Raw genomic sequence first — 12,942 nt, 5'->3', positions numbered from 1 at the left:
TTTTTACTTGTTCAAATGTTCTGTATGTAGCTGTCATATTTGTGTTATTTCGTTTTGATCTTTTACATTAACAATTTGAATTGTTAATATTAGGTTGCGAAATGGTAATTTTAAACACTATTTTGTAACATCTGGTTGTATATTAACCTGCTTTTGACTGTTTTATTTTAAGTCGATGATTTTATTTATTTTTATATCATTATTGTTCCGTTTGTTTTTTGTGATTTGTATCAATTTATATCATCTACGTTGTGTGTATGTAATAACTGTTGACACTATTGGTTATATTTAACAGTATAAGGGATAAGAAATAACTTCTTATTAATAATAAAATAAAAAATATAACTATTTTCACACTTAGTGTTGAAATTTGAAGGGAAATATATGAACTCAATGACCTTAACTGCAAGTGCAATACGTAAAAGCTTTATTGCTATTGCTGCTAGTAGTGTTGCCTTATCTGGATTTGCTTTAGCAGAAGATGCTGCTGAAGGAAATACAGCAGAAGAGAAAGTAGAACGAATTCAAGTTACCGGTTCACGTATTAAACGTGCAGATTTGGAAACATCTAGCCCAGTCACGGTTATTGATGCCTCTGCAATTCTTGCATCTGGCGCAACCTCTATTGATGACATACTGCAGCAAATGACGTCAACAGGCGGTGCGATGGTGAACGCAGCCGTTAACAACGGTTCAGGTGGTGATGCAAGTATCAACCTACGTGGTCTAGGTTCAAACCGTACTTTGGTGTTGGTCAATGGCCGTCGTATGATTGCATCAGGAACAGGCGCAGCATCAACTGTTGATTTGAATACCATTCCAGTATCGATGATCCAACGCGTTGAAGTGCTAAAAGATGGTGCTTCAGCTATTTATGGAACGGATGCCATCGCTGGCGTTGTTAACGTGATTTTGAAGCGTGATTTTGATGGCTTTGAAATGAACGTGCAAACTGGTATGTCAGGTCATGGGGATGCAGATGAATCAAGCATTGATTTTACAATAGGCAATACGTTCGATAAAGGTAACGTTGTCATCAATGCTCAGTACACTAAACGTGGTGAAGCTAGCCAAGCAGATCGTGATTTTTCTAATTGTCCAATCGCTGAAACAGGGGCTGCTGGAGATAAAAGTCTTTATTGTGGTGGTAGTTCATACGCACAAGGTGGACATGTCTGGGGAGACATGAACTTTGGTATTACTCCGACAGGTCCTGATAAAGAGTATGCTATTGGTGATTCTGGTGAGTATGGTGAATACGTTGATAATGGCGAAGGCAAAGCAAAATTTAAATACTTTGATGGAAAATCCGAAGCTGATTTAAGTGGTCGTGGTGGTGAATACCATGATTTTAAAAATGATGATAAATATAACTACGCTAAAGATAGCTACTTATATACTCCTATGGAGCGTTTGAACCTGTCTTTCTCTGGTACTTACGAGCTATCTGATACCATCACATTCTTCTCTGAGGCTATGTACTCTAAGCGTTGGTCTGAACAACAAATGGCTCCACAGCCAATTTGGAATAATTCTGCTTGGGAATATAAGCCTAAGGCAGCTGGCGGTTTCATGACCGATGACCTTCTTCCTTGGGTAAAAGCAGGTGAAGAATTAAGCTATGGTCGTCGTATGGTTGAATCAGGTTCTCGTGATTTCTCACAAGTTGTTGATACAGTTCGTGTTGTAGTTGGTCTAGAAGGTGAGTTTGCTAATGGTTGGACATGGGACGCCTCTTACAACAAAGGTAAGAACGATTCTGTAGACACCCTAGCTAACTTGCATAACATCGGTTCAATCAATGACGCTGTTTTAGAAGGTGATTTTGACCCATTCCTTCAGTCTTCTTGGGAAGGCGAAAGCATTGCTCCATTTATTTACACTGAAGTAAATAGCGGTGGCAGTGAGTTAGATATTGCTTCAGCAACAATTTCTGGTGATATTGTTGATTTGCCAGCGGGTACTATGGGCTTTGCAGCGGGTTACGAATACCGTAAAGAATCTGCACATTACACGCCAGATTCACTAACTGCTCAAGGTTTAGCGAATGATCCACGTGTTGAAGCTACAGCTGGTTCTTTTGATGTTAATGAAGTTTATGCAGAAATTGCGATTCCATTACTAAGCGATTTACCATTAGCACAGCAAGTAGATTTAAGTGCAGCAATGCGTTATTTCGACTACAGCACATTTGGTTCTGATAATACTTGGAAAGTGGGTTTAACTTGGCGTGTATTTGATGACTTAATGATCCGTGGTGGTCAATCTACTGCATTCCGTGCACCAACAGTAGATGAGTTGTTTGGTGGTAAGTCTCCATCATTTGATCAAATTGTTCACCCTGCAACAGAGCAAACTCAAGCAGAAGTGACCGTTGGTGGTAACCCACTACTAACACCAGAAGAAGCGGATATTACAACAGTTGGTTTAGTTTACTCGCCAAATTTTGTTGACGGTTTATCGTTCACTCTTGATTACTATGATATTGCAATCTCAAACACAATTACTTCAGTTGATTCAAACTACATTGCTAATCAGTGTTTAGATGCAAACGGTAGCACGATCAATACAGGTACCGCTTTATGTCAAGCATCTAATATCTCAATCGATGCTACAGGCCGTATTAAGTTTGATAATGGTTTACAAAACATTGGTGAAACTAACACTGCTGGTTACGATATCAATGTTGCTTACGCTTTCGAAGGCTTAGGACTAGATTGGAAAGCAGGTCTTGATACGTCGATTCTTGATAAATATGAAGAATTTGACCAAGACGGTAACGCTGTTGACTATAAAGGTTACATCACTGGTGGTGTAGGTGCTTACGCTGAGTTCAAAACAAACTTTAACTTAAAAGCGTCAGGCGATGATTGGTCTGCAACATACGAAGCGCGTTATATCGACGGCATGGATTCATTTGCTTGTAAAGATGATACAGCAGGTTGTTATGCTCCTTCAGTTGACTCAATTGTTTATCATGATCTATCAGCAACGTATGATGTAACAAATACAGTTCGTCTATCGGGCGGCGTTAACAACATTCTAGATGAAGAGCCACCGTACTACACTGGTAACAACGATTCAAATACCGATCCGTACACTTATGATGTACTAGGTCGTTACTTCTTCGTAAGAGCAAGTGTTAAGTTCTAAAAATAGTTATTTAAGTAAGATTTAGACATTAAAAAACCTCCTTAATTGGAGGTTTTTTTGTAAGAGCCAACGAATGCTCTAAGAAGTAAATAGACTAGAGTTAATGGTTTAGTCTTAACTCTTGACGATGTTCGCGTTTATATTGGCTAGTACAGCTTAAACATCGCTGTTCAAGTGGATTAGCGACTAACAGTTCTGCTTCGATTTCAGATTCACAATCAGAGCACACGCCATACAAACCAATGTCCAGTTGGCAACAAGCTGCATCGAGTTGCATCAACTTAAAAAATAATGGGTTATCGCATAAGTGAGCTTGAGTCATTATTTCAATGAGCTCACAAAGGGAATAATTATGCTTGTCCATTAGCTTGGCTTGGATATCTGGGTGCGCACCAATCTTCTGCCTTAACTCCGATTCTATATCGGATAACATTTGTTTGATTTGGTTGGTACTCACGGCTTTGCCTACAATTATTGACTTCACGGTTTATCAGTCTAAACATGTCACGATCGCAGGTAATGACGAAGATCAAATCAGAGAGCATTATTACTAATAATAACCAATTATTCTGTTAATCAGACTGCTGATGGTACAGATTGGCATTTGCTGTTTGCAGAACATTGATAATTTCTTCAGCCGTTTTGTAGATCCGTAGCTCGCGAAACAAGGTATCAGCTTCGGGATATTGACGATTGAGATAATTAAACCATTGCTTAATTCTGGCTGGGTAATAGGTACTTTTACGTCCGGCGAGTTCTCGGTTGGTGTACTCCAGCATCAGCGCCAGTGATTGTTGCCACGTATAAGGTGTTTCACCTTTAATGCTTGCCGCTAGGTTAGGCAACGAAATGGCCCCGCGTCCTACCATGATAGTGTCACACCCGGTCACTTGCATGCAGCGCTGTGCATCTTGTGCATTCCAAATTTCGCCGTTAGCAATAACCGGAATAGGCAGTTTTGCATTGATGTCGGTAATGTATTCCCAATAAGCAGGTGGCTTATAACCATCAACTTTACTTCTGGCGTGCACCGCAATCTCACTGGCACCCGCTTCGTAAATAGCCTGTGCATTCTCCATATAGAGAGACTTATCGTTAAAACCGAGACGGATTTTTGCGGTCACAGGATGCTCATCAGGCACTGCATCTCGCATGGCCTTGACGACATTATACAGCTGCTCAGGATATTGCAGCATGATTGCACCACCGTTACTGCGATTAACCATTTTTGCAGGGCAACCAAAATTAACGTCAACCCCTTTAGATCCTAGCTCTATTGCTCTAACGGCATTTTCCGCCATCCAACCAGGCTCTTGTCCCAGTAGTTGGACCCTTACCGGCGTGCCTGAAGTTGTTTTACCGTCAGTTTTTAGCTCAGGACAGAGACGGTAAAATACTTTTTCTGGTAATAACTGATCAACGACACGTACAAATTCCGTCACCATTAAATCGTAGGGATTGATTGCTGAAAGGATTTCACGCATTAAATCATCAACCACGCCTTCCATAGGCGCCAAAATTATTCGCACAGAACAGTCCACTCATCAGTTTTAAAAGGCGCTGCATTCTACATCATGCACCGTACGGCACCAAATTAAAGCGAGTATAGAGTGATCTTATATCATTAATAATCAGTATTGTTATTTGATTGTTGTTTTATTGGTCAGTCTCTATTTGTTGCTTGATAAGCGCTATTTATTACAAATTACTAAGATAAACATCGCTATAGCAGGCACTAATAGATGCAAACAATATTTGCACTATCAGCTTTTATGCGTCATAAATGTGATAGTTGTAGAATAAATGAAATTTATTTGTAGGTACACAGGTCTCTTTAAGCAAGCCAGCAAAATACATTGTTGGTAACCGAAATACTGTAGATTAAATCAAGAAGGAAGATATTATGAAACTCGTTAATAAGACTGCTATTACTGTTGCTGTTGGTGCTGTTGTTCTTGGAAGTTCTTTGGCTGCATCTGTCCAAGCAAGCCCATTTGGTTATAGTGAGATGCAAGCCGGTTACCAGCTAGTTGAAGGCGAAGGTAAGTGTGGCGAAGGCAAATGCGGCGCAGACAAGAAAAAGGCCAAAGAAGGTAAGTGCGGCGAAGACAAAATGAAGGCCAAAGAAGGTAAGTGTGGCGAAGGTAAGTGCGGCGGCGACAAAATGAAAGCCAAAGAAGGTAAGTGCGGCGGCGACAAAATGAAAGCTAAAGAAGGTAAGTGTGGTGAAGGTAAGTGTGGCGGCGACAAAATGAAAGCTAAAGAAGGCAAATGTGGCGGCGATAAGAAAGCTGAGAAAGAAGGTAAGTGTGGTGGTTCTAAGTAAGCTTTCCACTTGAGTTAAACGGGGTCAGCGTTTGCTGGCCCTATTTGTATATACTCAAGCCGATTGGGTATATAAATCATAAATTAGTGGACGTGCAGTATGACAAATAAAGGACAGGTGGGTCTCGGTCTTAGGCGAGAAATGTTGGATGAATTTTGCCAAGGTGTTCCTAAGGCCATTGATTTTTTTGAGGTGGCACCGGAAAACTGGATGACACTCGGCGGAAAGTTTGGTCGTCAATTTAGGGCACTAACAGAAAAACATGAGTTTTATTGTCATGGTTTATCGCTATCTATTGGTAGCCCTGCGCCGCTCGATGTTCAATTTGTCAAAAACGTCAAAGACTTTCTAGACTTGCATCAGATAAAAAGCTATTCAGAGCATTTAAGTTATTGTTCTGGTACTGGACATATGTACGATTTGATGCCAATCCCTTTTACAGGCGAAGCCGTTCGTCATGTGGCTGCGCGTGTTAAGCAAGTAGAGGATATTATTGAACGTCCTTTAATATTGGAGAACGTATCATTTTACGCTGCCCCTGGCGCTGAAATGTCTGAACTGGAGTTTGTTACAGCCGTAATGGAAGAAGCTGACTGTAAGATGCTGCTCGACGTTAACAATATCTATGTGAACTCGATTAACCATCAATACGATGCGCTTGAATACTTAAAAGCGATGCCGACCGATAGAATCGAATATTTACATATTGCGGGTCACTATGAAGAGGCTGAAGACTTAGTGGTTGATACACACGGCGCTGATATTGTTGATCCGGTATGGAAGCTACTTGAGGCATGCCATCAGTACCATGGTGTTTTTCCTACATTGCTTGAACGAGATTTTAATATTCCAGCAACCAATGAGTTGTTGTTAGAAATTAATCAGATCCATGATTATCAAAACCGTCATATCGCCAGTTTAAAAAGGAGCGCTTGATGAGTTTTATTGAAACACAACAAAAATTCATGGATTACATTAAAGATCCATCAAATCCTTTACCTGAGGGGATTGAAGCGCGGCGGATGAAGATTTACCGCGAACTATTTTTTAATAATATTGATGGCTTTGTGTCTAACGCCTTCCCGGTATTAAAGAGTTTATATAGCGAACAATACTGGCAAGAACGAGTGCAACAGTTCTTCGTGTATCATGATTGTCATACACCTATCTTTATTGAGATCTCCCAGGAATTTCTGCTGTTTTTGCAAACCGAATACACAGCAACAGAAATCGATCCTCCTTTTATGCTGGAACTGGCACATTATGAATGGCTAGAGCTGGTTGTGGCCGTCGCACAAGAGGTTCCGCAGCAAAAGATAATCGACATGGCGGTAATGGATGCTGACGTTATTTCAGCGATGACGCTAAGTGTGTCGTCGACATCGCAAATAGCCCAGTATACATACGATGTACAACACATTAGCGAAGATTACCGCCCAAAAGAGCCGACAGAGGAGCCGCAGTTTTTTTGTATATATTCTGATTTTGAAGATGAAGTGAGCTTTTTGCAGCTCAATCCGCTAACAGCCCAGGTTTTAGCTTATATGTCGCAATTTGACTCAGTGCAATGTGCAGATTTAATTGAATGGTTATCAGTGACTTTTACCGATATAGAGCCTACGGTATTACAACAAGGCTGTGTAGACCTGTTAATGCAATTGAGTGCTAAAGGCATCATTAGAGAATTTATTGAGGATTAGTCTTTCTATCAGCACGGCTAAACCCTATAATGGCGCCAAAAATTGATCTAGATCAATAATTGTCGTTAACAACAGTTGTAGGGGAAGTCATGAGTCAGCCGTTTAAAGACCCATTTAACATTGTTTATTTTGTTGGTTTTATCCTGGTAATGTTGTTGCCGACATTACCCGCAAGCCTATCTTGGTTGAAGGTAATGGGGCTAATTTAAGCTCTGTTTCATCCTAGCTCAGGTATACTAGCCACTCTTTTGAGTGGCTTTTTGTTTTTTGGGCGGTACTGATGGCGTTAAAACGTGGTTTCTTTCTTCTGGCTGGTCTTTGTAGCCTAGCGTTAGGCTTATTGGGCATTTTATTGCCGATACTGCCAACTGTGCCTTTTATCTTATTGGCTGCTTATTGTTTTGCTCGCTCAAGCGACAGACTATATCAATGGTTGATGGCACACCCGTGGTTTGCTGATGCGCTGCAAAATTGGCAAGCAGAAGGTGCTATGCGTAAAGGACTAAAGAAGAAGGCCTATATTGTAAGTAGCCTAAGTTTTATTGTCAGTATCACGATAGTCCCGCTTATTTGGGTCAAAGTGATGCTAGCCTGCATTGGCACTGGACTCATTGTTTACTTGAGAAGCATTCCTGAGATCGATGAATAAGCCTTTGACTGTATTAGTGCATAGTACTGAATATAAAAGCGAATTTAACCAATTGATAACAGCTCTTTGGAACCGTGAACAATAGTAGTGGTATTTTGCATGGGGTGAGTCAGCAGTTCTGGCGATCCATTGTTGCAACTATGCATAAAGCGGCTTAAGCTTTACGCCGATTTTCACACTTCGATGACATTTGCTATGGCGATAGTCGCTAGCAACATGTCAGCAAATTCAACTCAATAAAGTAAAGAATTATGGTAATGAATACTGACAGCTTAGCACTTATAAAGAACAGCATTAAAACCATCCCAAACTACCCTAAAGAGGGGATTTTGTTTAGAGATGTGACTAGCTTATTAGAAGATCCACAAGCGTATAAATTAACCATTGGTCTTTTAGTGGAACACTACAAGGAACAAGGCTTTACTAAAGTCGTTGGCACTGAAGCTCGTGGTTTCCTATTTGGTGCACCTTTGGCATTAGAGTTAGGTATTGGCTTCGTTCCAGTACGTAAGCCGGGTAAATTACCAAGAAAGACTATTTCTGAAAGCTATGAGCTTGAGTATGGTCATGACGTTCTTGAAATTCATGTCGATGCTATTACTAGTGAAGATAAAGTCTTGGTTGTTGATGATTTACTGGCGACGGGCGGCACCATTGAAGCAACCGTTAAGTTAATCCGTAATCTAGGCGGCCAGGTTAATCATGCTGCATTTGTTATCTCATTACCGGATCTTGGTGGTGAAAAGCGTCTCGCAACAATGGATCTCGAATTACTCAGCTTATGTGAATTCGAAGGCGAATAATCAGGCTGAAATGTCTGTTTAAGGTGAATTAATCACCGCCAAACCGCTCCTTGAACGCTTGATATAGCATGTCAAACCTTTGCATGCTATTGTTCAAATTAGTCGAGGAGCGTGCTCCCGTAATCATATTCATGACACGTTGGGGAGTTCCATGTCATATCAGGTGTTAGCCAGAAAATGGCGCCCTGCCAAATTTGAGCAAATGGTTGGCCAGTCTCATGTTTTACATGCATTAACCAATGCGCTCACTCAGCAAAGATTGCATCATGCCTATTTGTTTTCCGGCACTCGAGGAGTGGGTAAAACCAGTCTTGCACGTCTTTTCGCTAAAGGCTTAAATTGTGAACAAGGTGTTACTGCTACGCCATGTGGCGAATGTTCTGCTTGCGTAGAAATCGCAGAAGGGCGTTTTGTTGATCTCATTGAGGTCGATGCTGCCTCACGCACAAAAGTTGATGACACCCGCGAACTGCTCGATAACGTGCAGTATCGTCCGAGTCGTGGCCGCTATAAAGTGTACCTTATCGATGAAGTGCATATGCTGTCTCGCAGTAGCTTTAATGCTCTGCTAAAAACGCTTGAAGAGCCACCTGAACATGTTAAGTTCCTGCTTGCAACGACGGATCCGCAGCGTTTACCTGTAACCGTATTATCACGCTGTTTACAATTTAATCTCAAGAGCTTGACTCAAGATGAAATTGCCAATCAGTTAGCCAATGTCTTGACACAAGAAACCCTTAATTTCGAAACCTCTGCGTTAACTCTGCTGGCAAAAGCGGCCAACGGTAGTATGCGTGATGCGTTAAGCCTTACCGATCAAGCGATTGCTTTTGGTGCTGGACAAGTCAAACTTGAACTTGTACAAACCATGCTCGGTAGTATTGATGACAAACAGGTCTTAGCCTTACTGGAAGCATTAGCCAAAGCGGATATCATGGGATTGATGCAAGTCACTGCTAGGGTATTGTCATTTGGTGCTGAGCCAGACGAAGTACTGCGAAGTTTATTAGAGCTACTGCATCAAATTACCTTAACTCAATTTGCGCCTGCTGCAGCGCAAATGTCGTTATATAGCGAACAAATCAAAGCCTTTGCGGAGCAGTTATCGCCTGAGCAAGTGCAGTTATATTACCAATTATTGCTGACAGGTCGTAAAGACTTGCCTCATGCACCTGATCCCAAGTCAGGGCTTGAAATGGCATTATTGCGCGCAGTGACCTTTGTACCAGAGCAACCTGTGACCAAATGGGTGACTGACACGCCTGCAAATCTTTCAATCCCTGCGTTAACTTCAGAGTCAACTGCTGGCTCAAAACAGCAAGAAGCAGAAACTAAAGCCACGTCGCTAAATATGGCTGCCGAAAAAAAAACACTTATAGACGCGAGTGATGAAGTCACCACTCCTGTTAGTGTCAAGACTCCAGAGCTTCTAGAACCTAAGCCTCAAGCTGTGGTGCCTCAAGTCGCGACACCAGTATTGAATAGCCTTGAGAGCATGAACAGTGAAATGGCTGTCATACTCAGCCAAGCTCAGAGTCAAGGGTATTCAAAGTCTAGTGAGTCAGATGTCAAAGCGCCTCTCACTAAACCGCAGCAAAGCCCTTTAGTTGAAGAGGGTACTGCAACTTCAAATGAAACAATCGAAGTCGCCAATACTGCCGTTATAGTCCCGAGTATTGCATCTGTTCCGGTACCCAATAAAACGAATGATTTAGTTATCGATTCGACTATTACTGCAAGTCATAGCGCCAATAAAAGTGTAGTTGAAACGACTAACGCCGAGATAGCCGCAACAGAGGTCACACAGCCAGTTGAAGCTGGCGATGAAGGTGAAGACGATCTATCTGCTTATGCACAATATGCTGGCGCGCAGGATATTGACTTTGACGGCAACGATTTTGACTTTGATACTCCCAACTCAGCTCCTTTGTCACAAGACACGTTATCTTCAGTTGCGCCCCAATCGCGACTTGCTGCTGAACAAAATACGCTTGTGGCTCAAAGTGAAACAGAAAAGCCAGATAGCACAGTATCAACGACTGATTTAAGCGACGATATTTTGGATGCTGTATTAGCAGCAAGAGATTCTCTGTTGGATGGATTAGGTGATGATGAGCCTAAGGAGAGTTCCACAAAAAAGTCCGTTAATGAGCGCAAGCCTTTTGCGCCGCCAGTTCGCAAGCCTAAGCGAGAAGATAAAGACGCTGAGGGGTCATCTATTGATGACGATATCGAGCCATTGGAGCAAAGCAAAGCTTTAGCGCCAGTTGATAACAGCAGCAATATTATCGACCGGCCACCATGGGAAGAGCCTCATGAGCAGGATCCCACACCGCGATTTCAAGATGAAAGCGCCGTTCATGTAACAGAGTCGCCAGCCAATGTCGCAGTTGCAGCTGTTGTTGTACCAAGTCAACAGCAGAACGAAACCGCTCAGGTTAGTCATAAACCCACTGCTATGCAGCTTGATTCAACTTCAGTTCAGGATGTTGCGTTAAACTTACCCGCACTGCCAAGTGGCGAGTTAAGCGGCAATGACATTGATTTGAAGTGGTACCGATTTATGGCTGAGCTTGAAGTAGGCGGACGTGTTAGACAGCTCGCCGTTAACTCCGTTTGCCATCAGTTTGAACAACCGTTGTCGTTGTTATTGAAACCCGATCAAAAGCATCTTGCAGCCGATGTTGCGATTAAGCAGTTTGAAGAAGCCATGAGCCTAGCGCTTGGTGAGCCAAGTGAAGTGCGTGTGTCAGTGGGGATCGACAGTACTCGAGAGACCCCTCTTGAAGTGCGGCGTCGTTTTCATAAAGAGATCCTCGCGCAAGCTCATCATGGCTTAATGACTGACGCGAATGTACATTGGTTAGCCCTGAATATGGGCGCACAGTTAACACCAGACACGTTATCTTATGCACCAGAATTACTGGTTAAAAAAGGAAAGTCGATAGAATTGGTCGACATGTCGAACTTTAAGCGGTTACCTGAGTCATAATTTTACAATTGAAATTTCAGCTTTCATTGCTAATCAGTCTATATTTAGTAAGATTAGCCCACTTTATTTGTTGTGATAAATAATAGAAGAGAATTAGAGTATGTTTGGAAAAGGCGGTATGGGCAACTTGATGAAGCAAGCCCAACAGATGCAAGACAAGATGGCCAAAGTGCAGGAAGAGATCGCGCGTATGGAAGTGACTGGCGAAGCTGGCGCTGGCCTTGTTAAAGTCACCATGACGGGCTCTCACAGTGTGCGTAAAGTCGATATTGACGCAAGCTTGCTTGAAGACGATAAAGAGATGCTTGAAGATCTTATCGCAGCAGCATGCAACGATGCGGCTCGCCGTGTTGAAGAGAATCAAAAAGATCGCATGGCTGAAGTCACTGGCGGCATGCAGTTGCCACCAGGCATGAAGATGCCGTTCTAAGACCGTACATATGTGCTGCATTTGTGTTTAGCATTTACAGTATGATGTCGCCGTTTATTGTTTTTAAGAGCCCAAGGTAACTTGGGCTTTTTTGTGCGCAAAGCGCCTGCTTTGGTCACTTTATCGTATCTGTACCGCTGTGATTTAGCGTTATCATTGATTAATCTATGTTAACATTCACGGTTCATTTGATTAAGAATGATGTAAGTTTCTGGCTTATATCTGCTCTTGAAAAATCAATACTTATTATTTTTAGGCAAGAGTTTGCCTCGCTATGCGGAACGTTAAATGAAATTTAGTCCACTTGTCGATGAGTTGATCCAGTCACTTAAATGCCTACCGGGAGTGGGGCCTAAATCTGCACAGCGCATGGCCTTCCAGCTATTAGAACGCGATCGTAAGGCGGGGGCTAAGCTTGCCGATTCGTTGGGTAGAGCCATGTCTGACGTTGGCCATTGCCAATCATGTCGTACGTTTACAGAAGAAACCTATTGCCCTATTTGTGTCAGTACTAAACGTGGCCATTCGAGTATTATTTGTGTTGTAGAAACTCCTGCTGATGCACTAGCGATAGAAGCGGGTGGGCATTTTACTGGACGTTATTTTGTATTGCTGGGACATTTATCTCCGCTCGATGGCGTAGGTCCCGATGAGTTGGGGTTATCACTGTTAGAAACCCATTTGGCTTCGGGTGAGGTCAGTGAACTTATTTTAGCCACCAACCCGACGGTTGAAGGCGACGCCACCGCACACTATATTGCCGATATGGCTAAAAGCCATGCGTTGGCTGTGAGCCGTATTGCTCACGGTGTGCCTGTTGGTGGTGAACTTGAATACGTTGACAGCACAACGCTAGCATTGTCTTTCAGTGGACGTTTGCCTATTTAGT

At 42.4% G+C, this 12,942-nt stretch carries 11 protein-coding genes; 9 read left to right on the top strand and 2 right to left on the bottom strand.

The window, feature by feature from the left end:
• The first annotated feature begins 384 nt into the window (after positions 1–384).
• Positions 385–3,153 (top strand): TonB-dependent receptor, encoded by a 2,769-nt coding sequence (locus tag CXF86_RS18250; protein WP_180961105.1) that lies wholly within the window; start codon positions 385–387, stop codon positions 3,151–3,153.
• 100 nt (positions 3,154–3,253) lie between these two features.
• On the opposite strand, the gene CXF86_RS18245 is transcribed toward CXF86_RS18250, so the two are convergent.
• The gene (locus CXF86_RS18245; RefSeq protein WP_101089130.1) at positions 3,254–3,610 is read right to left on the bottom strand and encodes a TraR/DksA C4-type zinc finger protein; all 357 of its coding nucleotides are present in this window, start codon (positions 3,608–3,610) and stop codon (positions 3,254–3,256) included.
• A gap of 115 nt (positions 3,611–3,725) precedes the next feature.
• Entirely contained in the window at positions 3,726–4,682 is a 957-nt protein-coding gene (gene dusC, locus CXF86_RS18240) for a tRNA dihydrouridine(16) synthase DusC (RefSeq protein WP_101089129.1), read from the bottom strand.
• Between the two features lie 374 nt (positions 4,683–5,056).
• Between dusC and CXF86_RS18235 the strand changes: the two genes are divergently transcribed.
• The 8 genes from CXF86_RS18235 to recR all read left to right on the top strand — a co-directional run bounded on the left by CXF86_RS18235 (position 5,057) and on the right by recR (position 12,941).
• Positions 5,057–5,479, top strand: a complete 423-nt coding sequence (locus tag CXF86_RS18235; RefSeq protein ID WP_101089128.1) for an HvfA family oxazolone/thioamide-modified RiPP metallophore — start codon at positions 5,057–5,059, stop codon at positions 5,477–5,479.
• A 99-nt stretch (positions 5,480–5,578) separates the two neighbouring features.
• Entirely contained in the window at positions 5,579–6,415 is an 837-nt protein-coding gene (locus CXF86_RS18230) for an HvfB family MNIO-type RiPP peptide maturase (protein ID WP_101089127.1), read from the top strand.
• Positions 6,415–7,179, top strand: a complete 765-nt coding sequence (locus tag CXF86_RS18225; protein ID WP_102039698.1) for an HvfC family RiPP maturation protein — start codon at positions 6,415–6,417, stop codon at positions 7,177–7,179. The genes CXF86_RS18230 and CXF86_RS18225 overlap by 1 nt, the downstream gene beginning before the upstream one ends.
• A 280-nt stretch (positions 7,180–7,459) precedes the next feature.
• Positions 7,460–7,828 (top strand): YbaN family protein, encoded by a 369-nt coding sequence (locus CXF86_RS18215; protein WP_101089124.1) that lies wholly within the window; start codon positions 7,460–7,462, stop codon positions 7,826–7,828.
• Positions 7,829–8,079: 251 nt separating this feature from the next.
• Positions 8,080–8,631: an adenine phosphoribosyltransferase gene (gene apt, locus CXF86_RS18210; RefSeq protein ID WP_101089123.1), complete on the top strand. Its 552-nt coding sequence runs from the start codon at positions 8,080–8,082 to the stop codon at positions 8,629–8,631.
• A 151-nt stretch (positions 8,632–8,782) separates the two neighbouring features.
• A complete protein-coding gene (dnaX, locus tag CXF86_RS18205; protein ID WP_102039697.1) occupies positions 8,783–11,623 on the top strand; it encodes a DNA polymerase III subunit gamma/tau in 2,841 nt (946 codons plus the stop codon).
• Positions 11,624–11,723: 100 nt separating this feature from the next.
• Entirely contained in the window at positions 11,724–12,053 is a 330-nt protein-coding gene (locus tag CXF86_RS18200; RefSeq protein ID WP_102039696.1) for a YbaB/EbfC family nucleoid-associated protein, read from the top strand.
• A 288-nt stretch (positions 12,054–12,341) separates the two neighbouring features.
• Positions 12,342–12,941, top strand: coding sequence for a recombination mediator RecR (gene recR, locus CXF86_RS18195; protein ID WP_101089615.1), 600 nt, complete (start codon positions 12,342–12,344; stop codon positions 12,939–12,941).
• The last annotated feature ends 1 nt before the right edge of the window (position 12,942 follow it).

The sequence above is a fragment of the Shewanella sp. GutCb genome (assembly GCF_002836135.1).
In the GTDB taxonomy this organism is placed as follows: Bacteria; Pseudomonadota; Gammaproteobacteria; order Enterobacterales; family Shewanellaceae; genus Shewanella.
Note: the sequence above shows the minus strand (reverse complement) of the source record. Positions and strands in the feature narration are given on the sequence as shown.

Coding starts and splice junctions, on each gene's coding strand:
- dnaX (WP_102039697.1), top strand. CDS start 8,783: ATGTCATATCAGGTGTTAGCCAGAAAATGGCGCCCTGCCAAATTTGAG.
- CXF86_RS18215 (WP_101089124.1), top strand. CDS start 7,460: ATGGCGTTAAAACGTGGTTTCTTTCTTCTGGCTGGTCTTTGTAGCCTA.
- recR (WP_101089615.1), top strand. CDS start 12,342: ATGAAATTTAGTCCACTTGTCGATGAGTTGATCCAGTCACTTAAATGC.
- CXF86_RS18250 (WP_180961105.1), top strand. CDS start 385: ATGAACTCAATGACCTTAACTGCAAGTGCAATACGTAAAAGCTTTATT.
- CXF86_RS18200 (WP_102039696.1), top strand. CDS start 11,724: ATGTTTGGAAAAGGCGGTATGGGCAACTTGATGAAGCAAGCCCAACAG.
- CXF86_RS18225 (WP_102039698.1), top strand. CDS start 6,415: ATGAGTTTTATTGAAACACAACAAAAATTCATGGATTACATTAAAGAT.
- CXF86_RS18230 (WP_101089127.1), top strand. CDS start 5,579: ATGACAAATAAAGGACAGGTGGGTCTCGGTCTTAGGCGAGAAATGTTG.
- apt (WP_101089123.1), top strand. CDS start 8,080: ATGGTAATGAATACTGACAGCTTAGCACTTATAAAGAACAGCATTAAA.
- CXF86_RS18235 (WP_101089128.1), top strand. CDS start 5,057: ATGAAACTCGTTAATAAGACTGCTATTACTGTTGCTGTTGGTGCTGTT.